The 20,274-nt window shown below is 68.5% G+C and carries 21 protein-coding genes; 12 read left to right on the forward strand and 9 right to left on the reverse strand.

What is annotated here, in order from left to right:
- Positions 1-87: 87 nt before the first annotated feature.
- On the forward strand, positions 88-1,005 hold the full coding sequence (locus ACQP06_RS05330; protein WP_433670875.1) for an alpha/beta fold hydrolase: 918 nt from the start codon (positions 88-90) through the stop codon (positions 1,003-1,005).
- Entirely contained in the window at positions 1,002-2,771 is a 1,770-nt protein-coding gene (locus tag ACQP06_RS05335; protein WP_433670877.1) for an AMP-dependent synthetase/ligase, read from the forward strand. Before ACQP06_RS05330 ends, ACQP06_RS05335 begins: the two co-directional genes overlap by 4 nt.
- Here the strand turns inward: ACQP06_RS05335 and ACQP06_RS05340 are convergent.
- The 3 genes from ACQP06_RS05340 to ACQP06_RS05350 all read right to left on the reverse strand — a co-directional run bounded on the left by ACQP06_RS05340 (position 2,768) and on the right by ACQP06_RS05350 (position 6,090).
- Positions 2,768-4,150, reverse strand: coding sequence for a family 1 glycosylhydrolase (locus tag ACQP06_RS05340; RefSeq protein ID WP_433670878.1), 1,383 nt, complete (start codon positions 4,148-4,150; stop codon positions 2,768-2,770). The genes ACQP06_RS05335 and ACQP06_RS05340 overlap by 4 nt on opposite strands.
- Positions 4,151-4,335: 185 nt before the next feature.
- Positions 4,336-5,154 (reverse strand): SAM-dependent methyltransferase, encoded by an 819-nt coding sequence (locus ACQP06_RS05345; protein WP_433670880.1) that lies wholly within the window; start codon positions 5,152-5,154, stop codon positions 4,336-4,338.
- Positions 5,155-5,235: 81 nt separating this feature from the next.
- Positions 5,236-6,090 carry an alpha/beta fold hydrolase gene (locus ACQP06_RS05350; RefSeq protein ID WP_433670882.1) on the reverse strand — a complete coding sequence of 285 codons (855 nt, stop codon included), beginning with the start codon at positions 6,088-6,090 and terminating at the stop codon, positions 5,236-5,238.
- A 69-nt stretch (positions 6,091-6,159) separates the two neighbouring features.
- Between ACQP06_RS05350 and ACQP06_RS05355 the strand changes: the two genes are divergently transcribed.
- From ACQP06_RS05355 to ACQP06_RS05370, 4 genes are all read left to right on the forward strand, one after another.
- Entirely contained in the window at positions 6,160-6,966 is an 807-nt protein-coding gene (locus tag ACQP06_RS05355; RefSeq protein WP_433670884.1) for an exodeoxyribonuclease III, read from the forward strand.
- Positions 6,963-7,463, forward strand: coding sequence for a ribonuclease domain-containing protein (locus ACQP06_RS05360; RefSeq protein ID WP_433670886.1), 501 nt, complete (start codon positions 6,963-6,965; stop codon positions 7,461-7,463). Before ACQP06_RS05355 ends, ACQP06_RS05360 begins: the two co-directional genes overlap by 4 nt.
- The gene (locus ACQP06_RS05365) at positions 7,464-7,985 is read left to right on the forward strand and encodes a barstar family protein (RefSeq protein ID WP_433670888.1); all 522 of its coding nucleotides are present in this window, start codon (positions 7,464-7,466) and stop codon (positions 7,983-7,985) included. It begins immediately after the preceding gene.
- 111 nt (positions 7,986-8,096) lie between these two features.
- Positions 8,097-9,221 carry a PQQ-binding-like beta-propeller repeat protein gene (locus ACQP06_RS05370; RefSeq protein ID WP_433670889.1) on the forward strand — a complete coding sequence of 375 codons (1,125 nt, stop codon included), beginning with the start codon at positions 8,097-8,099 and terminating at the stop codon, positions 9,219-9,221.
- Here ACQP06_RS05370 and ACQP06_RS05375 read toward each other — a convergent pair whose 3' ends face one another.
- Positions 9,222-9,860 carry a TetR/AcrR family transcriptional regulator gene (locus tag ACQP06_RS05375; protein ID WP_357098711.1) on the reverse strand — a complete coding sequence of 213 codons (639 nt, stop codon included), beginning with the start codon at positions 9,858-9,860 and terminating at the stop codon, positions 9,222-9,224.
- A 114-nt stretch (positions 9,861-9,974) separates the two neighbouring features.
- Between ACQP06_RS05375 and ACQP06_RS05380 the strand changes: the two genes are divergently transcribed.
- The 3 genes from ACQP06_RS05380 to yhjD are packed head-to-tail and all read left to right on the forward strand — an operon-like array spanning position 9,975 to position 13,019.
- Entirely contained in the window at positions 9,975-10,910 is a 936-nt protein-coding gene (locus tag ACQP06_RS05380; protein ID WP_433670891.1) for an oxygenase MpaB family protein, read from the forward strand.
- A gap of 21 nt (positions 10,911-10,931) precedes the next feature.
- Positions 10,932-11,957, forward strand: a complete 1,026-nt coding sequence (gene trpS / locus ACQP06_RS05385) for a tryptophan--tRNA ligase (RefSeq protein WP_433670893.1) — start codon at positions 10,932-10,934, stop codon at positions 11,955-11,957.
- 30 nt (positions 11,958-11,987) lie between these two features.
- Positions 11,988-13,019, forward strand: a complete 1,032-nt coding sequence (gene yhjD, locus ACQP06_RS05390; protein WP_433670895.1) for an inner membrane protein YhjD — start codon at positions 11,988-11,990, stop codon at positions 13,017-13,019.
- Between the two features lies 1 nt (position 13,020).
- Here the strand turns inward: yhjD and ACQP06_RS05395 are convergent, their stop codons facing one another.
- The 3 genes from ACQP06_RS05395 to ACQP06_RS05405 all read right to left on the reverse strand — a co-directional run bounded on the left by ACQP06_RS05395 (position 13,021) and on the right by ACQP06_RS05405 (position 15,571).
- The gene (locus ACQP06_RS05395; RefSeq protein WP_379271874.1) at positions 13,021-13,476 is read right to left on the reverse strand and encodes a DUF6294 family protein; all 456 of its coding nucleotides are present in this window, start codon (positions 13,474-13,476) and stop codon (positions 13,021-13,023) included.
- Between the two features lie 97 nt (positions 13,477-13,573).
- A complete protein-coding gene (locus ACQP06_RS05400) occupies positions 13,574-14,881 on the reverse strand; it encodes a D-alanyl-D-alanine carboxypeptidase family protein (RefSeq protein ID WP_433670898.1) in 1,308 nt (435 codons plus the stop codon).
- 18 nt (positions 14,882-14,899) lie between these two features.
- Positions 14,900-15,571: an ester cyclase gene (locus ACQP06_RS05405; protein WP_433670900.1), complete on the reverse strand. Its 672-nt coding sequence runs from the start codon at positions 15,569-15,571 to the stop codon at positions 14,900-14,902.
- Between the two features lie 240 nt (positions 15,572-15,811).
- On the opposite strand from ACQP06_RS05405, the gene ACQP06_RS05410 reads away from it, so the two are divergent.
- Together ACQP06_RS05410 and ACQP06_RS05415 are read left to right on the forward strand one after the other, a co-directional pair.
- Entirely contained in the window at positions 15,812-17,326 is a 1,515-nt protein-coding gene (locus ACQP06_RS05410) for an MFS transporter (protein ID WP_433670902.1), read from the forward strand.
- The gene (locus ACQP06_RS05415) at positions 17,316-17,936 is read left to right on the forward strand and encodes a TetR family transcriptional regulator (protein WP_433670904.1); all 621 of its coding nucleotides are present in this window, start codon (positions 17,316-17,318) and stop codon (positions 17,934-17,936) included. The genes ACQP06_RS05410 and ACQP06_RS05415 overlap by 11 nt, the downstream gene beginning before the upstream one ends.
- Here ACQP06_RS05415 and ACQP06_RS05420 read toward each other — a convergent pair.
- Together ACQP06_RS05420 and ACQP06_RS05425 are read right to left on the reverse strand one after the other, a co-directional pair.
- Positions 17,933-18,823, reverse strand: coding sequence for a phenylalanine 4-monooxygenase (locus ACQP06_RS05420; RefSeq protein WP_433670906.1), 891 nt, complete (start codon positions 18,821-18,823; stop codon positions 17,933-17,935). The two genes, ACQP06_RS05415 and ACQP06_RS05420, sit on opposite strands and share 4 nt — an antisense overlap.
- A 162-nt stretch (positions 18,824-18,985) precedes the next feature.
- A complete protein-coding gene (locus ACQP06_RS05425; RefSeq protein ID WP_433670908.1) occupies positions 18,986-19,447 on the reverse strand; it encodes a hypothetical protein in 462 nt (153 codons plus the stop codon).
- Between the two features lie 127 nt (positions 19,448-19,574).
- Between ACQP06_RS05425 and ACQP06_RS05430 the strand changes: the two genes are divergently transcribed.
- Positions 19,575-20,198 carry a PadR family transcriptional regulator gene (locus ACQP06_RS05430; protein ID WP_433670910.1) on the forward strand — a complete coding sequence of 208 codons (624 nt, stop codon included), beginning with the start codon at positions 19,575-19,577 and terminating at the stop codon, positions 20,196-20,198.
- Positions 20,199-20,274: the final 76 nt, after the last annotated feature.

Below are 20,274 nucleotides of genomic sequence, written 5' to 3' on the forward strand. Positions count from 1 at the left end.
CACGACACGGTCCGCCCGCGCACCGCTCGGGCGGACCGTTCGCTGATCGGCTCGGGTCGATCGGCACGACGACAGGAGCGCATGACAATGGCGTCATCCGACAAGACGGCGGCGTCATCCGACGACCACGCGGCCGCCGGGGCCGTGATCGAGGACCGAACGGTGTCCTACGCCGGTGTCCGCACCCGCGAACTGGCCGTCGCGGGAGCCGGGCTACCGATCGTGCTGCTGCACGGCTACGCCGACAGCGCCGACACCTGGCGCGGGGTGCTGACCCGGCTGGGCGCGACCGGTCGGCGGGCGCTCGCGGTGGATCTGCCCGGCTTCGGCCTGGCGCAGGATCGCCGGTCCGGCGCGCTGACTCCGCAGTTCGACGAGTTCGCCGACGCCCTGGTCGCCGCGCACGGTCCGGTGGTGCTGGTGGGGAATTCGCTGGGCGCGGCGACCACCCTGCGGGCGGCTGCCCGGCATGGGGACGGGCGGGTGGCGGGGATCGTCCTGCTGGACGAGCCGCTGCTGGCCCGGCATCGCCCGGCCCGGCTGGTTCGCCGCCGCGAGTACACGCGGCTGTTCGACATCGCCGGCGCGCTGCCGGTTCCGGCTCCGGTCCTGCGCTGGGGGATCCGGCGGCTCGCCGCGGCCTTCTGCTACGGCCCCGGGGTCACGGCCGACCCGATGTACGTGGACACCTGGCTCCGCTCGATCCCCGACATGTCCGCCGCGGCGGCGCGGGCGCGCGATGCCGTGCGCTACGCCCGCGAACACCCGAACGGACACGGTGACCTGAGCATCGGCTGCCCGGCCCTGGTGGTGCACGGCGCGAAGGACCGGCTCATCCCGGTCGCCGCGAGCCGGGAGCTGCACGCACTGCTGCCCGGCAGCGAGCTGGTGGTGCTGCCGCGCGCCGGACACTGCCCGCAGGTCGACTATCCCGCCGAGGTCACGCGCCTCGTCCTCGACCACGCCGCCCGCGTGGACCCACGATCCGAATGGAGTGCTTCGTGACCGGTGATCCGACCACCCTGTGCGAGGCGTTCCAGCGCACCGCGGCCCGGTTCCCGGACCGGGTGGCGCTGCGCGGGGCCGACTGCGGACGGGAGCTCACCTGGGCCGACTATGCCCGCCGGGTAAGGGATTTGGCCGCCGGACTGGCCGGTATCGGGGTGGTCGCCGGGGACACGGTCGCCGTCATGCTGACCAACCGGGTCGAGTTCCATCTCGTCGACACCGCCATCCTGCACCTGGGGGCCACGCCGTTCTCGATCTACAACACCTTCACCGCCGAACAGATCGCGCAGTTGTTCGCGAACGCGGGAAATCGGGTGGTGGTCACCGAGGCCCGCTTCCTGGCGACGGTCCGTGCCGCCGATCCGGACGGCCGGATCGAGCACATCGTCTGCGTCGACGGTGAATTCGAGGACACGCTCACGCTGGATACCGTCATCGCCACGCCCGCAGCGGATTTCGACTTCGGCGCGGCCTGGCGTGCGGTGCGCGCCGAGGACCTGCTCACCATCGTCTACACCTCCGGCACCACGGGTCCGCCGAAGGGCGTGGAGCTCACACACGCCAATCTGCTGTTCGAGTTCGCGGCGATGGAGGCGCTGGCCCCGATCGGACCGGACGATCGGGTGGTGTCGTATCTGCCCGACGCGCATCTGGCGAATCGGGCGTTCGCGCACTACAACAACCTCATTCGGGGGGTGCAGATCACCACCGTCGCCGACCCCAAGCAGCTGATCGCCACCCTGCCGCAGGCCCGTCCCACCCTGTTCCTGGCGGTCCCCGCCATCTGGTACAAGGTGAAATCCGGCATCGAATCCCTCATCGCCGCAGAACAATCCACGCCGCGCGGATTGTTGTTGCGGTGGGCCGTCGACACCGGTGCGAGCGCGGCGAGACTGCGGTTCGCGGGGCGGAGCGCGCCGCTGTCGCTACGGATTCAGCTGATCCTGGCCGACCGCCTGGTATTGCGGACCTTGCGCGCCCGGATGGGACTCGACGCCATCAGAATCGCGGTCAGCGGCGCCGCACCGATCGCGCCCGATGCCATGGCCTTCATTCTGGGACTGGGCTTTCCGGTCTGCGAGGCCTGGGGGATGACCGAGTCCTCGGCCGCGGCCACGGCGAACCGCCCCGACGCCATCCGGATCGGGACGGTCGGGCAGGCGCTGCCCGGCGTCGAGGTGCGGGTGGCCGCCGACGGTGAACTGCTCATTCGCGGACCGCTGGTCATGCGTGGTTACCGCCACGATCCCGACCAGACCGCCGCGGCGATCGATGCCGAGGGCTGGCTGCACACCGGCGATATCGGGAGCATCGACGCCGACGGCTACGTGCGTATCCTCGACCGCAAGAAGGAACTCATCATCAACGCGGCGGGCAAGAATATGTCGCCGTCGAATATCGAAGGCGCGGTGCGGGTTTCCTGCCCGCTGGTGCAGTCGGTGATGGCCATCGGCGACAACCGCAAATACGTGACGGCCCTGCTGACCCTGGATCCCGACGCCTGCGCCGCCTACGCGCGCCGCCACGGTCTCGCGGACGGCGCGCCCGCGGTGCTCGCCGAGCATCCCGGCGTACTCGCCGAAATCGAGTCGGGCATGCGGGAAGCCAATGCCCGGCTGGCGCGGGTCGAGCAGATCAAGCGCTATCGGGTGCTGCCGGTGACCTGGGAGCCCGGCGGCGATGAGCTCACGCCGAAGATGTCTCTCAAGCGCAAGCCCATCGCCGAGAAGTACGCCGCCGTGATCGAGGCGCTCTACGACTAGCTGGGCACGGAGACCGGGCGCAGGCAGTCCCCGAACGGGATGGCGACCGAGCAGAAGGCGGGCTTACGGGTGGGACGGTAGTCGGAGACGACACCGCCGCGCGCCGTGATGTCCTTGAACGCCGCCACGGCGTCGGTGGGGCGACGGGTCAGGGACGGATCGGTCTTGGCGTCGACGGTGTAGAGGCCGAATCGCGGTGAGAAGCTGCCCCATTCGTAGTTGTCGGTGAGGCTCCAGTAGTTGTAGCCGATCACGTTCATGCCGTCGGCCTTGGCGCGCTGCAGCCAGTAGACGGTGTCGCGCAGGTGGTCGGCGCGGTCGTAACCGTCGGAACGCGGGGCGGCGTTCTCGGTGGGCAGGCCGTTCTCCACCACGTAGATCGGCAGGCCCGGGAACTTCTCGGTGTAGTTGCGCAGGTTGTAGTAGATGCCCTCTGGTTCGATGGCGTTCTTCCACAGTTCGTCGCCGAGCAGCGCGGGGCTGGGCAGATTCGTCAGGGACGCGCCGTAATAGAAGTCGACGCCGATGTAGTCCATCTTGCCCTTGATGCGATCGGCGAACATCATGTCGGTCAGATCCTGCACGATCGGGTACTGCGCGATATTGCTGGTGACCTTCGCGCCGGGCTGGTGCGCGTGGATGTAGTCGTAGATCGAGTTGTGCGCCTGGACCATCCGGTCGAACATGGGCAGCGCGTCGAGCACCCCGATGTCACCGATCTTGATCGACTGCGCGACATAGCCCATGGGCTCGTTGATGGTGACCCACATCGGGTCGTAGCTCGCGTACCGGTCGACGACCCGGCGCATATTGGCGAGCCAGTCCGTCACGATGTCCTGTTTCTTCCAGCCGCCGCGATCGGCTTCCCAGCCGGGGATGACCCAGTGGTCGAGGGTCAGCATGGGACGCATGCCCGCCGCGCGGATCTTCTGCAGGACCGTGTCGTAGAACTGGAAGTCGCGCTCGTCCCACACGCCCGCCTTCGGCTGCACGCGCGCCCATTCGATGCTGAGCCGGAAGACCTTCAGGCCCATACCCGCGGCGAGGTCGATGTCCTCGGCGTACCGGTCGTAGAAGTCGACCGAGTTCAGGTAGGGGTCGTGTGCCTTCCCGGAGGTGGCGTACCGGCTCCAATTGCTGTCGGGCGCACGGCCCTCGGACTGGAACCCGGACATGGCGACGCCCCACATGAAGTCGGAGCCGAAGGGATTCACCGTGGTCGGCGCGCCCGAACTGCCGGTGCCCGAGCCGCTGGCGCTACCCGATCCTGAACCGCTGGAGCTACCCGAGCCCGCGCTGCCCGTGCCGGCGCTGCCGGTCCCGGCGACATCCGCGGGTGACGAGGCGGCCACGGCGGACCCGCCCGCCACAATGGCCACGGCCGACAGAATCGAACACAGGACGCGCGTAGGTCTCATCGCGGCGGAATCTCCAGAACTGGTGCGGGTGCGGCGCGACGCCGCTGGGGTGGCCGCCCAGACTCTACTGGTCAATCGTCCAGAATGGGACCCTTTCGACTGGAACTCATTTCAGATCGGGTTCTCCGGCGGATTCCGGCCAGGTGTCAGGGTTTGCGGGCCAGGGCCGCGGAGATCAGCTGCTCCCAGACGCTCAGGTCGTGGTGGTCGCCGCCGATGCGGGACACGCCCTCGGCGGTGGGTTCGGGGCGCCACAGGGGGCAGGGGACCAGGCCGGGTTCGAGGATCTCGAGATTGCCGAAGAGGGCGAGGATCTCCTCGTCGGAGCGCCAGCGGCCGCGGCCGAAACTGGCCTGCAGCTTCTGCTCGGCGAGGCGGGTCTCCTCGTTGAAGCCGGAACGGAAGTGGGAGATGTAGAGCATGCTGCCGGACGGGATCTGGTCCGCCCAGTAGCGGACGATCTGGTCCGGCTTCTCGTCATTGTTGAGGTGGTGCAGGATCGCGCTGAAGATCACCGCCACCGGACGGTCGAAGTCGATGAGCCGCTCCACTTCCGAGTGGTGGCGGATCTCCTCGGAGTCGCGCAGGTCCGAGTGCAGCACGGTGGTGAACTCGTCGGTCTCCAGCAGCGCGCGGCCGTGCGCCAGCACGATCGGGTCGTTGTCGACGTAGACCACGTGCGGATCGGTCTGGTGCCGCTGCGCCACCTGGTGCACATTGTCGGCGGTGGGCAGTCCGCTGCCGATGTCGATGAACTGGGTGATGCCCGCGCGGGAGATCTCGCCGATCGCGCGCACCAGGCAATTGCGATTGGCGTACGCGATATCCACCGAGCCCGGCAGATCCTTGATGAAGAAGTCCCCGATCTCCCGATCAGCGGCGTAATTGTCCTTGCCGCCCAACAGGTAGTCGTACACCCGCGCGATGCTGGGCTTGGACTGATCGATCTGTGGTTGTTCCATCATCCTCTTACCCCGTTCCGAGGGACGCCGTTGTGGCAGCAATCCTATGTAAGAGAACGATTTCCGGCGCGGGGTTCCCCGGTCTCAGACCGCGCGCAGGCGGGTGCGGCTGGCGTACACGTGTTCCGCGATCAGTGTCGCGATCCGGTCCGGGGCCTCCAACATCGGGACATGCCCGACATCGTGGACCAGGATGCGGTCCGTGGATTCGGGCAGTTCCTCCAGAAAACGCTTCGCGTACACGCGATTCGGGATGATCCGGTCGTTCTCGCACAGCAGCAGCCGCACCGGCGTGCTCAGTGTGGACAACTGCTCGAGGGCGGGGAAACGCAAGCCGCTCACCAGCATCGGCAGCATGGCCTGGCAGTGCAGGGCCGCGGTGATGACCGCCTCGAGCCCGGCCCGCGGGACCGCCTCGGTGTTCTTGGTGAGTAGCAGGGCCACCGCCTGCCGGATGAGGCCGCTGTAGGTGATCGCGTCGGGCAGATGCTTGCCGATCTCCACGAACGGCACCATCGACGCGAATTTCAGTCCCACCCGCAGTTGCAGCAGCGACGGGGTTTGCCAGCCGCCTGCGGGCGCGATCGCCGTGAGGGTGCGGGCCCGGCCGCGGCGGGCGAGTTCGAAGCCGACCCAGCCGCCGAGCGAATTGCCCGCGATATGGCAGGTGCGCCAGCCCATCTCGTCGAGCTGGTCCTCGACCTTGTCGGCAAGGGCGCTGATATCGATGAACCAGCCCTCGAGCTCGGGCCCGCCCCAATGTCCGGTGAAGGCGGGAGCGAACACTTCGCAATGGCCGGCCATACGTTGCGCCACCTGCTCCCAGCAGTGCGGGGACAGCATGAATCCGTGCAGGAGGAGCAGTGGTTCACCGGAGCCGGTGTGAAGGGCCCGCACGGGCGCGCGCGGGGTGGAGGGCTTGGCGGTGCCTGACGTCATCGTCGTCACCCCTTCCTGGACCTCGATGTCCGTGAAGAGAGTCGGTAAGGGGCATTGTACGGTCGTGAAGTGGCGAAAATCATCAGTACGTGCAACGTGAACGGAGTGCGTGCCGCCTCGGGCAAGGGACTGCTCGAGTGGCTGGCCGCTACCGAGGCCGATATCGTCTGTCTGCAGGAGACTCGGGCAACCGACGAGCAAACGCGTAGCGCACTAGCGCCCGCGCTGGACGCCGGATGGTTTCTCAGCCATGCCGAACCCGGTCTGAAGGGCCGGGCGGGCGTGGCCATCCTGTCCCGGCACCAGCCGGACGCGGTGCGGATCGGGGTCGGCCTGCTCACCGACGGAACCTGGTCGCCCGTCGAGGAATTCGCCACCCTGGGCCGCTATGTCGAGGCCGATTTCGGGGACCTCACCATCGCCAGCGTCTACGTCCACACCGGCGAGGCCGACACCCCGATGCAGGACGAGAAGTACCGCTTCCTCGACGCCATCGGCGCGCGCATGCTGGCCCACCCCGGCGAGTTCGTGATCATGGGCGACTGGAACGTGGCGCACACCGAACTCGATATCAAGAATTGGAAGGGAAACGTCAAGAACGCGGGCTTCCTGCCGCAGGAACGCGCGTGGGTGTCGTCCATGCTGTCGGCCGGATACGCCGACGTGGTGCGCGACCTGCACCCGGGCGTGCCGGGACCGTACAGCTGGCACTCCTACCGCGGCCGCGCGTTCGACAACGACGCCGGATGGCGGATCGACTACCAGCTGGCCCGCGGTGAGATCGCCACGCGCGCCAAGCAGGCCGTCGTGGAACGCGCCGCCACCTACGCCGAACGCTGGTCCGATCACGCGCCGGTGACGGTGCAGTACCGATGAAGAAGCTGTCGAAGAAGTCGAGCGCCTGGCTGACGCTGGGCGTCGCGATCCTGCTCTTGCTGGTGGCCTTCATCGCCAATCGCGCCAACAACGATCATCCGGCGGACACGAGCAGCGCCAAGCCCGTCGCCACCTCGACGGTCCGGACCACCGCCAAGCCGGGCGGCGCGACCCCGGCTCCGGCCGACCAGGCCGCGCCGCCGTCCAAGGTCGCGGGCGTGCCCGACCGCGCCTACGCGACCCTGGTGGAGATCGACGCCGGACGCTGGCCGGATTCGGCCGACTCGCCCGGCACCAAGGGCGGCGACACCTGGCAGAACCGGGACGGCAGCCTGGCCCGCAAGGACGCCGCCGGCAAGGCCATCACCTATCAGGAATGGGATGTGAATCCCAAGCAGCGCGGTCAGACCCGCGATGCCGAACGCATCATCACCGGCAGCGACGGTTCGGCCTATTACACGGGGGACCACTACAAAACCTTCGCGAGGATGCGCTGAATGACCGAGCCCACGCCGTTATCGCAGTTCCTCTCCGCCCCCACCGCCACCGAGATCTCCGATAGCGCCGCGCGCACGGCCGGCCACGTTCCCGTCCTGGGTGTACTGCCCGTCGGCGCGGCCGAGTTCTCCGGCGTCCGCTACCGGATGCCGGACGGCTACCTGTGCCGGGAACTGCGCGGCCGCAAGATGCGCACGGTCACCGAGGTCTTCGACGAGTTCGCGGCGGCCTTCCAGTTTCCGTACTACTTCGGGGAGAACAAGGACGCCTTCGACGAGTGCCTGCGCGACATCGACGATTTCGTCGGTGCCGCACCGGGATACGTGGTGGTCATCCGCAACGCGGCCCTCATGCTCGACCGGCAGCCGGACGAACGCGACTGGTTCGCCGAGGCCATGACCGACTGCGCCGCCATCTGGGCCGGCCGCGGCATCCCGTTCCGCGTCGTTCTCCAGGACGCCACCCCACCCGGCCTCCCGGTGATCCCCCTGTCCCTGGATCCAGAACCCGCCGCTTCGTGAATCCCGACCGCCCGGCCCCTTCGCTTCGAATAGGCCGGGCGGTTTCGTATTCGGGCGGGGCCGGTTGGACCTATAGTCGCTGACAGTGTGTCGAGCGAGTAGGGAACAGGTGTGATCGAGCGTCGGAATGTGTTGCGGGGCGGGGTGATTCTGGCGACCGCGGGGGTGCTGGCCGCGTGCGGGACGCCGCGGCGGGAGCACGCGACCGCGGCGTCGGGCAGCGTGGCCTGGGAATACAAGGCCGACAGCGCGGTCAAGGGGGTGCGGTACGGGGCCGGGACGGTCGTGGCCGAATCCGACTCGACGCTGACGGGGATCGACGCCAAGGCCGGGCGGGAGTTGTGGCGGCTGCCGATCACGACGCCCGGTATCGGGCAGCGGTCCTGCCTGTGGAACGGGGCCCTGGTGGTGCCCGGCGCCGAACCCGACGCCGCCGGGGACCGGGTGGTGGCCGTGGATCTGGCGTCCGGGCAACGGAAATGGGTCTTCGACGCGCCCGAGGGCGTGACGGTCGCCGGGGTGTACGGGGTTCGGGACCAGGTGCTGTACCTGATCGCGACCGAACACGGCGGCAAGGGACGCGAAGCGTGGGCCGTGGACATGGCGAGCAAGACGGTCCGCTGGCGGGTGCCCTGTGAGAGCGACGGGCTGACCGTGCCCGAGGGCGGTTCGCTGCTGTACAACCGGAAGCCGGGCAGCGGCGGCGATATCGTCGCGCTCGACCGGGAGACCGGCGAGACGGCCTGGTCGCGGGCGGGCGACAGCGCGGTCTCGGCGAGCACCATCGCATCCGGCCTGGTCAAAGGCGCGGTACTGGCCAGCGACGGCGCGCACACCGTCTCCGGCCTCGACCCGAGAACCGGTGTGGCGCTGTGGACCACACCCGCCCTGCCCTACGCGGCCGGCACGGTCTTCGGCTCCGGTGACGCCTACTTCCTCTGCGACGGTTCGAAACTGCACGCCATGAGCCCCGGCGGCGACACCTCCCCGCTGTGGAGCCTCACCGTCTCCGACAAGGGCGACGCCGTCGACGCCGCGGGTTACGGTTCCTCGGGCTCCTTCTACCTGCTGGCCGCCCGCTCCCTGCGCGCCATCGACGCCCGCACCAGCAAAATCCGCTGGATGCAGTCGATTCCGGACAAGCCGGGCCAGGAGGTCCACTTCGCCCTCGGCGACACCCACTGCTACGTGGAATCCGCCGCCGATCCCGCGACGGTCACCGCCATCGCGCGCTGATCAGCGCCGCAGTCCGCGGGCCAGGTCCTCGCCGAGCAGGACGAAGATGTCGGTGGTGGCGTCGACGAGGTCTTCGCGGGTCATGGGGAGATCGCCCTGGAGCCAGGCGGAGAGAGTGTGGACCAGGCCGCCGACCAGGTAGTTGGCTCGGAAGCCGATCAGGGCGTCGGGTTCGGCCTCGGCGATGCCGTAGAAGTCGATGCCCTCGGCGGCCACCAGATTCGCGAACGCCTTGATGGTGTGGGTTGTGCGGGTACGCAATTCGGGGGTGGCGGTGCTGACGACCAGGGCCACCCGGGCCTTGCGGGGGTCGTCGGTGAGGACGCCGATGCCGGCGGTGATGGCGGCGTGCGCCTTGGCGCGGGTGTCGTCGGGGGCGGCGTGCAGGCCCGCGATCAGGGCGGCGGCCAGTTCCTCGGCGATGGTGTCGAACAGGGCCGACAGCACGGCGTCGCGGCCGTCGAAGTTCTCGTAGTAGTAGCGCTCGTTGAGGCCCGCGCCGGTGCACAGCGCGGAGACGGTGAGTTTGTCGAGGCCCTGAGTGCCGAGGATGTCGAGGGCGGCGCCGATCAGGGCGGCGCGGCGCTGGGTGCGCCGCTCGTCGGCGGAGACGCCGCCGTAGGTCCGTTGCCCGGTCACGAACCGATTCTGGCACGGGAGCGATTCTGGCAGAAGCTCTTGCCAGAATCTGTCATCTGGGGGACTCTGTTTCCAGATGTGGTGGCGGCCATCACACCGGACCGGGAGGCAACGATGCCTGCACAGAGTGGCTACTTCTCCGACGACTCGATGATCCGGCGGGTCATGCGCAAACGCGCGGTCGGAGTCACCTACGGCCAGCGGGCGCTGGTCATCGGCGCGGTGCATCCGCTGCTCTACGTCGGGACCGCCGAGAACACCCAGCACCGGACCACCCCGTACACCCGCCTGGCCCTCACCGGCCGCCTGTTCGAGGCCGTCTCCCTGGGCACCCGCGAAGAAGCCGACCGCGCACGGGAATTCACCCGCAAGCGCCACGCCCCGGTCGAGGGCGCGCTGCCCGAGTCCGCGGGCACGGCGAACCCGGCGGGCACCCGCTACTCCGCCAACGACCCGCACCTGATGTTCATGACCATGGCCTTCACCTTCGACTCCGCCGAGGTCATGCACGATCTGCTGGTCCGCCGCCTCACCCCGACCGAGCGCGAGGGCCTCTACCAGGACTACGTCCGCTGGGGCGAACTGTTCGGCATGCCGCGCACCGCCGCCCCCTACACCTACCGCGAATTCCGCGACTACTTCGACGGCTACCTGGCCTCCGCCGAACCCCACCTCACCGACGAGGCCAAACTGGTCGGCTCCTACCTGATGGGCCAGCGCGTCCCCCACCCCCTCCCGATGCCCGCCCAACAGGCCCTCTCCGGCTTCTCTCTCCTCGTCCAGGGCAGCCTCCCCGCCCGCATCCGCGACATGTACGACCTCCCCTGGGGCCTCCGCGAAGAAGTCGCCTTCCGCGCCCTGGCCCGAGCCGTCCGCACCGCCCACATCACCCCACCCCTGCTCGGCAACCCCCTCAACGCCCCCATGACCGGCCCCAGCTACCCCCTGTACAAGCTGGTCACCCGACGCGAACAGCGCCTGATCGGCTCGGGCCGGGCCAGCATGCCGGGGGTGGATCCGCGGTCCTGGGTGGCCAGAAATACGGCCTAGCGGCCATGCGAAGATCGGTGCATGTCGAGTCCTGAAGCGACCGCTGAGCGTAAGCAGCGGGTACTGTCCGGAATCCAGCCCACCAGCGATTCCTTCCACCTCGGCAACTACCTTGGCGCGCTGCAGTATTGGGTGCGGCTGCAGGACGATTTCGACGCCTTCTACTTCATTCCGGACCTGCACGCCATCACGGTGCCGCAGGACCCCAAGGAGTTGCGCCGCCGCACCAAGGTGTCGGCCGCGCAGCTGCTGGCGCTGGGTGTCGACCCCAAGAAGTCGACGCTGTTCGTGCAGTCGCAGGTGCCCGAGCACGCCGAACTGGCCTGGGTGCTGAACTGCATCACCGGCTTCGGCGAGGCCAGCCGGATGACCCAGTTCAAGGACAAGTCGGTCAAGCAGGGGGCCGACAACGCCACCGTCGGGTTGTTCACCTACCCGGTGCTGATGGCGGCCGACATCCTGCTCTACCGGCCGCAGCTGGTGCCGGTCGGTGAGGACCAGCGTCAGCACCTGGAGCTGTCGCGAAACCTGGCGCAGCGCTTCAACACTCGCTTCAAGAAGACCTTCGTGGTGCCCGAGGCGCACATCGTGACGGGCACCGCCAAGATCTACGACCTGCAGGACCCGACCTCGAAGATGAGCAAGTCGGCGGCCTCGGACTCGGGCCTGCTGAGCCTGCTCGACGACCCGAAGGTCTCGGCCAAGAAGATCCGCTCCGCGGTCACCGACACCGAGCGCGAGATCCGCTACGACCCGGAGACCAAGGCGGGCGTGAGCAATCTGCTGGTCATCCTCAGCTCGCTCACCGACACTCCGATCGTCACGCTCGAACAGGACTACGACGGCAAGGGCTACGGTGACCTGAAATCGGATACCGCCGACGCGCTCATCGAGTTCGTGACACCGCTGCGCGCGAAGGTGCAAGAATACATGTCTGACCAGGGTGAACTCGACCGTGTCCTCGCCGCCGGAGCCGAGCGGGCACGGGAGGTCGCCGGGCGGACTCTCGCGCAGGTGTACGACCGGGTGGGATTCCTCGCCCGCTGACCCGGCCGCCGCGCGCCCAGGTGTGCGGAGGTGGCGGTGTTCGGGAATCTCGTCGACGACGTCGAGACGTGGATCAGGACGCAGATCCGGCGACGGCCCTGGCTCGACCATCTGGTCCGGGCCGGCGGCCGGTATCAGCGGCAGCGCGGCGACTACTACGCCGCGGGCATCACCTATTTCACGGTGCTGTCGCTGTTCCCGCTGCTGATGGTGGGATTCGCGGTGGCGGGCTTCGTGCTGTCGCGGAATCCGCAGTGGCTCACCGACATCCAGGACAAGATCGTCGAGAACATTCCGGGCGCCGCCGGCAGCTCCATCAACGATCTGATCCACCAGGCCGTGAATTCGCGGGCGAGCGTGGGCACCATCGGTCTGCTGGCCGGCGCGTACGCCGGGCTCGGCTGGATCGCCAACCTGCGGGCCGCGCTCACCGAGCAGTGGGACCAGCCCAGTAAGAAGCGGAACTGGTTCGTATCCAAGGCGTCCGACCTGCTGGCGCTGATCGGGTTGTTCCTGGCCATCCTCGTCTCGCTGGGCCTGTCCGTGCTGGCGTCGAGCGGGCTGATCAGGAGCCTGCTGGATCGGATGCACATCCATCAGACGGCATGGATGACAGCGCTGCTCACACTGGTGTCGTTGCTGCTCGCGGTGCTCGCCAACTGGGCGGTCTTCGCGTGGATGATCGCGCGGCTGCCGTTGCACCCGGTCACCTTCCGCAGCGCGGCCCGCGCGGCCCTGATGGCCGCGGTGGTGTTCGAGGCGTTCAAACAGCTGGCCACGATCATCCTGCGATCGGTGGTGAACGGCCCGGCGGGCGTGGTGTTCGGTCCGATCATCGGGCTCATGGTGTTCAGCTACTTCACCGCGCGGATCATCCTGTTCGCCACCGCCTGGGCCGCCACCGCCTCGGACAACGAAGTGGCCGAGGATGTTCCGGCGCCCGCCCCGGCGGTCATCCGGCCGCGGGTGTCGGCGGCGGGCTTCCCGGCGGGAGCGGGTGCGGCGTGGTTCGGGGCGGGAGCGTTTGCGGGCGTGCTGCTTTCGATGCTGCGCCGTCGTTGACTCAGCAGTGGCTGCGCAGGTTCATCTTCGCGACGAGCGGGTAGAAGTTCTTGTCGAACGAGCCCTCCGCGAACCAGCGGTACTGCTTGTGCTTGTCGGGCAGGTTCTGGGCGAACTTCGCCTGGTCCTGCGCGTCGTAGAAGTGCACATTGCGCAGCGCGGTCAGCACCGCGCCCCTGCTGTCGCGCAGCTCCGCCCACATCAGCCAGGCGTCATTGTTGCTCGACGAGGTGACGGTGCCGTCGAACCAGGCGTGCCCATCGGAGTCGATGGTCCACTTGGCGCCGCCGAACAGGGTGCAGTCGCCGCTGTGCAGGTCGTGGTCCCAGGAGTACCACTTCTGGGCGGCCGCGGACGCGGGCCCGGCGGAGGTGGTGGCGCCGAAGACGCCGAGGGCGAGCACCGCGGCGGCCAGCGGGGCCAGGCGGCGCAGGCGGGAGCTGCGGGTGGTTTTCATGGTGGGGTCCCCTCCAGAGTCGTGACCGGGATTCCGGCGTGTGACCACTGTGCGAGGACCCACCAACGGGGCGCCAATGACGGACCAACGGCCGCGATCAGCGGCGGCGGCTCAGCCTCCGCGCCGCCAGCAGCAGCGCCACGACCAGGAAGACGCCGCCGACGATGAGCACGGTCCGCAGATCCTGGTGGTCACCCGAACCGGCGTCCGACTCCGGGGCGGCTTCCGACTGCGGCGCGGGCGGGCTGGCCAGTGCCACCGAGGGATTCGCCGCGGCGGACCCGTCGGGCATGGTGCCGATACTCGCCCCGGCCGGGAGCGTGTAGGCCCAGTCGAGCAGTTTGGCCGCCTGCTCCCACGGCCGGAACGGCCGCACGTCCGCCTTGAGCAGGCTCACCACATAGCGGCGGCCATTGCGTTCGGCGGCCGCCACGAAGGTCTGCCGGGCGTCGTCGGTGTAGCCGGTCTTGCCGCCGATCGCGCCGTCGTACTCGAAGAGCAGATGGTTGTCGTTGGCGATGGGGAAGCCGGGATGATCCTTGTCGCCGGGGATCTTCGGGTCGGCGGGGAAGCCGGGGAAGTCCACCTGCTCGGTGTGGATCAGTTCCGCGAACAGCGGCAGCGTCATGGAATGCCGGAACAGCATGGCCAGGTCGTAGGCCGAGGTGCTCATGCCCGGCCCGTCCAGTCCGGACGGGGTGGCGGCGCGAGTGTCGAACGCCTGCAACTGTTTCGCCATCGCGTTCATCTTCGCGACGGTGGCGTCGTCCCCGCCCAGCTGGGTCGAGATGGCATGCGCCGCATCGTTTCCCGACGCCATGATGAGCGCCTGGAACAGCTGCTTGTTGGTGTACCTGCCGCCCGGGCCGATGCCGACCCGGGTGCCGTCGGCGTTCGCGTCGTCCTGGGTGCCGGTCACCACGGTGTCCAGGTCCAGGGCCGGGATCGCCACCGCCGCCAGCAGCACCTTGATGGTGGAGGCGGGGCGATACCGGCCGTGTGGATCCTTGGCCGCGAGGACCGTGCCGGAGTCCAGGTCCGCCACCTCCCACGCCGTCGCCGAAATCCCTTCCGGCAGCGGCGCGGCCCCCGCCGGCAGGATCACCCCGCATCCGCCCAGCCGCTTGCCCCCGATGGGCGGATCCGGGATCGGCAGGGCCGCCGGAGCCTTCTGCCCGGGTTCGGGCACCTCGGAGGAGTCGATGGGGGACGGCGGTGTGGTCTTGTTCGGGCAGTCGTCGGTATTGGGGGTGGTGAACGGCGTCGTGGTGGTGGCCGGCGCGGTGGTCGGCTCGGCTCCCGCGCTTCCCGGTAGCACCGGCCCGAAGGCGGTGCCCGAGAACGCGGTGAGGCCCGTCGCGAGCGTCGCGGCGGCGAGGAGGCGCGAATACCTGCGGTTACTCATCGCGCCCGACTTTATCGCCTAGTTGGCGGAGTGGTTGACAGGGCAGCCGTGGGCGAGCGGGCCGAGCAGCTTGTTGTTGTCGTAGAAGTGCTCGAGCTCGACGATGCGCAGGTCCTCGGAGACCTTGGCGATGGTCACGCCGGTCATCTCGATGAGCTCGCCGGTGGGCTGGTGGCCCTTGTACTCGCCTTCGTAGCGACCCCAGTGGCGCCACTTGAAGGTGACGGTCGGCGGGCCGGACAGCACCTCGAGGACCTCCCAGAAGAAGCCGCCGGGGAAGGCGGTGTGGAAGATCTTGTGCGAGGACTCGAAGTCCTCGCCGGCGACATCGTAGAAGGGGTTCTCGCCGATCAGGATGTTGTAGGACCCGATGCGTGCGAATTCCTCGGCGTCCTGCCACTGGCCGCCGTTGACACGGCCGCGGTAGTGCTCGGCCACCAGGGACACCCACTTGGCGGGGTCCTTCTTGTGCGAGACCTCCATCTCGAAGACCTTCACGAGCTCTTCGACGATGTGCTCCAACGAATCCGGCGCGTGCTGGGTGCTGCGCTCGACCGGGATGACTTCCTTGCTGAGGTGGTAGTCGGGCGCGCCCTCACGCCAGTCCTCCGGCGCGGCCGCGGCGATCACGGCGTCGCGGCCCTTCAGGTGCAGGGGGGTCTCGACGGATTCGGTTGCTTGGTCGGTCATTTCGTGCCTCACGTGTCCAGACCCCTTGTGGGGTCGTCGATCTCGAAAACGGACCGCATGACGGTAACAGCAGGGAGATGCCGTGTCGCGACGAGCATTTGAGACACCAGTACCAAAGAGCGGAATGGTGACACACCCCATTGCAGCCTCTCTGAACCCATGACACGACAAGAATTGACAGTCTCTCTGAAATGAGAGATGCTCTCATTATCGAGAAACACTCAAATGATTGGAACTGTCATGAAAGCTGAGGGAGTGCGCCGCTGGCTGGCGCTGGGCGCCCTGGCCATCGCGATGCTGACCATCGGGCTCGATGTCACCGTCCTGACCGTCGCCCTGCCCACCCTGGCGACCGACCTGCACGCCGACACCTCCGCGCTGCAGTGGTTCAGCAGCGCGTACACCCTGGCCCTGGCCGCCTTCATGCTCCCGGCCGGCGCCCTCGGCGACCGCTACGGACGCAAGAAGTTCCTACTCGGGGCGCTGGTGCTGTTCGGCGTCGCCGCCGTCGCCTGCGCCTTCGCCACCAGCTCCGGCCAGCTCATCGCCGGCCGCGTGGTGCTCGGGCTGGCGGCCGCGGTCACGATCCCGCTGTCCATGGCGGTACTACCCACCCTGTTCCCGGAACCGGGGGAGCGGCAGCGGGCCATCACCATCTGGATCACCTCCACCGCCATCGGCCTGCCACTGGGCCCGATCGTCGGCGGCTGGCTGCTGCAGCACTACTGGTGGGGTTCGGCGTTCCTGCTCAATGTGCCGCTGGTGATCGTCGGCGCGCTCGCCGTAGCCCTGCTGGTGCCGGAATCCAGCAGCGGCAACCGATTCCGCATCGACCTGCCCGGCGCACTGCTGTCCGCGGCCGGAATGCTCGGCGTCACATACGGTTTCATCCGCTGCGGTCAGGAGGGCTGGGGAGACGCCGTGGCCTGGACCGCCATCGCCGCGGGCGCCGCGCTGGGCGGGGCGTTCGTGTTGTGGCAGCGCCGCACCGCGCACCCGCTGGTCGATCTGGGCCTGTTCGCCGAGCCGGGATTCCGGTGGGGCACCGTGTTCATGATCCTGGTCAACTTCGCCATGTTCGGGCTGTTCTTCACCATGCCGCAGTACTTCCAGGCGGTGCTGGGCGCGGACACCCTGGGTAGCGGCCTGCGCCTGCTGCCGCTGATCGGCGGCCTGGCCGTCGGCTCCCGGTTGGTGGACCGTTTGCTGCCCAAGGTGGGTGTGCGGGCGGTACTGGTCACCGGATTCGTGCTGCTGACAGCCGGTCTCGGGCTGGCGGCGCTGATCACCGTGGACAGCGGGTACGGGTTCGCGGCCACCGGGCTGGTGCTGCTGGGCGTCGGCATGGGGTTCGTGATGCCCGCCGCCATGGGCGCGGCCACCGACGACCTGAGCCCCGAGCGGGCCGGGTCCGGGTCGGCGCTGCTGCAGGCGCTGCGGCAGGCCGGCGGCACCATCGGCGTCGCCATCCTCGGCACCGTGCTGTCGACCCAATACCGTTCGGGGCTGGGTGATTTCGACCGCGAACCGATCTCCGACGGCGTGAACGCCGGGGTCGGCGTGGCCCGCAAACTCGGCGACCCGGCGCTGCTGGCGCACGTGCAGAGCGCGTTCGTCGACGGCATGAGCGCCATGCTGTGGGTGTGCACCGCCATCTGCGCGGCCGCCGCGGTGCTGGCCGCCCTGGTGATCCGCCGCAAGGATCCGGTCGTGCTCGACGATCTCGATGCGGGACAATCGGTCCATGTCGGCTGAGACTGCCTCCGCGACGCCCCCGGCCCCGGCGAAAGCCGCGGCCGTGGGCGGTCTGCGTGAACGGAAGAAGGAACGCACCCGCCGGACCATTCGCACCGAGGCGTTCCGGCTCTTCCGGGAGCAGGGCTACACCGAGACCACGGTCGAGCAGATCGCGGCCGCCGCCGACATCTCGCCGAGCACCTTCTTCCGGTACTTCCCGTCCAAGGAGCAGGTCGCGCTCGCCGACGACCTGGACCCGCTGATGATCGCGGCCATTGAGCATCAGCCCCGCGACATGACGCTGCTGGCCGCGTTCAAGCAGGCCACCCTCGACGCCTTCGCCTCGCTCAGCCCGGAGGAGTTTGCCTTCGAGAAGGAACGCGTCGAACTGCTCTACTCGGTGCCGGAACTGCGCGGCGCGGTCGCCCAAGAGATCCAGCGCAATCTGCTCATGGTCTCCGAGATCGCCGCCCGTTGGACCGGGCGCGCCCCTGATGATTTCGAGGTGCTGGCTTTCGCGGGCGCGCTGACCGGCGCCATGATGGCGTTCCTCGACCGCGATCCGTTCTCGAGGGACCAGATCATCCGGGTCATCGACTTCCTCGAGGGCGGAATCGGCTCGCTCTAGACCGGTTTCGCGCCCACCAGTCGCGCCACCGTGTCATCGGTCATGGTCTCGAAGAACCCGCCCACCACGTCCTCGATCTCGGTGACCGACTCGGCGCAGTACAGCACCGGCTGATAGTGCGTGATGTCGTAGACGATGGTGCCCATGGCGTGGATGTCCAGCGGCCGCAGGTCGGCGTCGCGGAACTCCTCGATCTCCCCGTACGAGGACAGCAGTCCCGCACCGTAGCAACGCACTTCGCCGTGTTCGCGCAGCACCCCGAACTCGAGCGAGAACCAGAACACGTCGGCCAGGAACTTCAGCGCCCGCTCGGTCTCCAGCCGGGCCACCGCCGCGCCGACCGTCTCGTACAGGGCCGCGAAGCGCGGGCTCGCCAATTGATTGGCGTGGCCGATGATTTCGTGGATGGCGTCCGGCTCGGGCGTGTACAGCGGCGCCGAGTGATGGCGAATGTACTGGGTGGAGTGGAAGGTCCGGTCCGCGAAGGACCCGAAGAACTGCCGCAGCGGCACCAGTCCGGCGGCGGGCGCGTACCGGAATCCGGTGAGCGGCACCAGCTTCGCGGACACCTCGTCCAATTGCGGAATGTGGTCCGACGGCAGCCCCAGTCGTTCGGCCGCGTCGATGACCTCCGCGCACGCGTACTTCGCCCGCTTGCGGGCCAGCTCGGCGGACACGATCCGCCACACTTCCTGCTCCGCGGCGGTGTACTCGACGTGCGGTACGGGATCGCCCGAGCGGTAGTCGAGGGCCATGGCCGCGATGGCATTGCGGCGGGTCCGGTACGCCGGATCGTGCACGCCCGGATGCTCGTCGCTCAGGTGCACCGTCACATCGCCGTCGGCCCCCTTCGTGACCGGCGAGTACAGCTGGGCCTCGGTGAACATACTTCGATGCAAGCACCGACCGGTGATCTAGACAACGAACGGCGGCCCAGCTGGTCAGTTTGACCAGCTGGGCCGCCGTTTTGTCCGTGAATTCCGGACGGTGATCCACCGTCAGCTAGGCATTCGGTCCCGTTTGCAGCCGGGCCGAACACCGTGCTCGCGTCAGCGGGCCGCGTGCTCGGGGTCGAGCAGGGCCGGCACCCGGGTCTCCCGGTCCGGGCCCTTGGCCTCCGCGAGGAACTCCCGGCTGAACATCGCCGACAGGATCGCGATGCCGCCGCGGTGGATCCGGAACTCGCTGGTGGTGGCGGAACCGGTCAGTCGGATGACGCGGCCGGCGACCTGACGGGGGCGGGTCATGTCCTTGACCCGACCGCGGCCGGTCCAGGACAGCTCGGAGGCGTCGATGACCGCGTCCTCGGGGACCAGCAGTTTCACCATGGCGTGGTCGAGGTCGGCGTGGATCGCGATCTCCCCGTCCCCGGCGATCCGCGGCGAGCGCAGGTCCAGGACGGCGCTGCCGTAGCGGACCTTCACCTGGAACGCGGCGGCGTCGGTCCAGTCGCCCAGGTGCTTGGTGGTGTCGTGATCGGTGTGGATCTTGACGGTGTCGGTGGTCTTCATGGCCTTGGTCCCTTCGGGGAGTCGGTGCTGGTCGGGTCCGCCTGCTCCTCAATAGTGACATGGAGACTAGTTGCAAAGCAACTAGTTCGGAGAAACTAGTTTTCGGGCACCTAGTAAGGTGGTTGACATGACAGCTTCGACTCCGGCCGCGCGGTTCAAGCGCTCGCCCTTGGCCATGGCGGTGCTCGGCATCCTGCACCTGGAACCGATGCACCCCTACGCCATCCAGCGCCGGATCAAGGAGTGGGGCAAGGACAAGGTCATCAATGTCGGCCAGCGGGCGCAGCTGTACAAGACGATCGCGCGGCTACAGGACGCGGGACTGGTGGCGGTCCGCGAGACCGGCCGCGACCAGCAGTACCCCGAGCGCACCGTCTACGAGATCACCGACGATGGCCGCACCGCCTGCCTCGCCTGGATCAATGACATGGTCGCGACGCCGCGCAACGAATTCCCGGAATTCCCTGCGGCCCTGTCATTTTTGATGCTGCTCGGGCCCATTCCGGCCCGGGGCGAACTCCAGCGGCGCGCCGACGCCCTGCGCGCCGGACTCCAAGAAATCGACGCGGGCCTCGAGCAGGCCACGCAGTTCGGCCTCCCGCGCGTCGCGCTACTCGAGGACGAATACCAGCGCACCGTCCTCGCCGCCGAATTGCAGTGGCTGCAAGGCGTTCTCGCGGATCTCGCCGACGGCACCCTCACCTGGTCCTGGGAAAGTCTGGCCCCGTTCCAGGACCAGACGCCCCGCTGAGAAAGAACGGTCTCCTGCGTCGGACCGGTTTGACAGCTTCGCGCCGCAGCGCTCGCGACGCTGAAATCAATTGTGC

Source organism: Nocardia sp. CA-136227, assembly GCF_050955695.1.
GTDB lineage: Bacteria > Actinomycetota > Actinomycetes > Mycobacteriales > Mycobacteriaceae > Nocardia.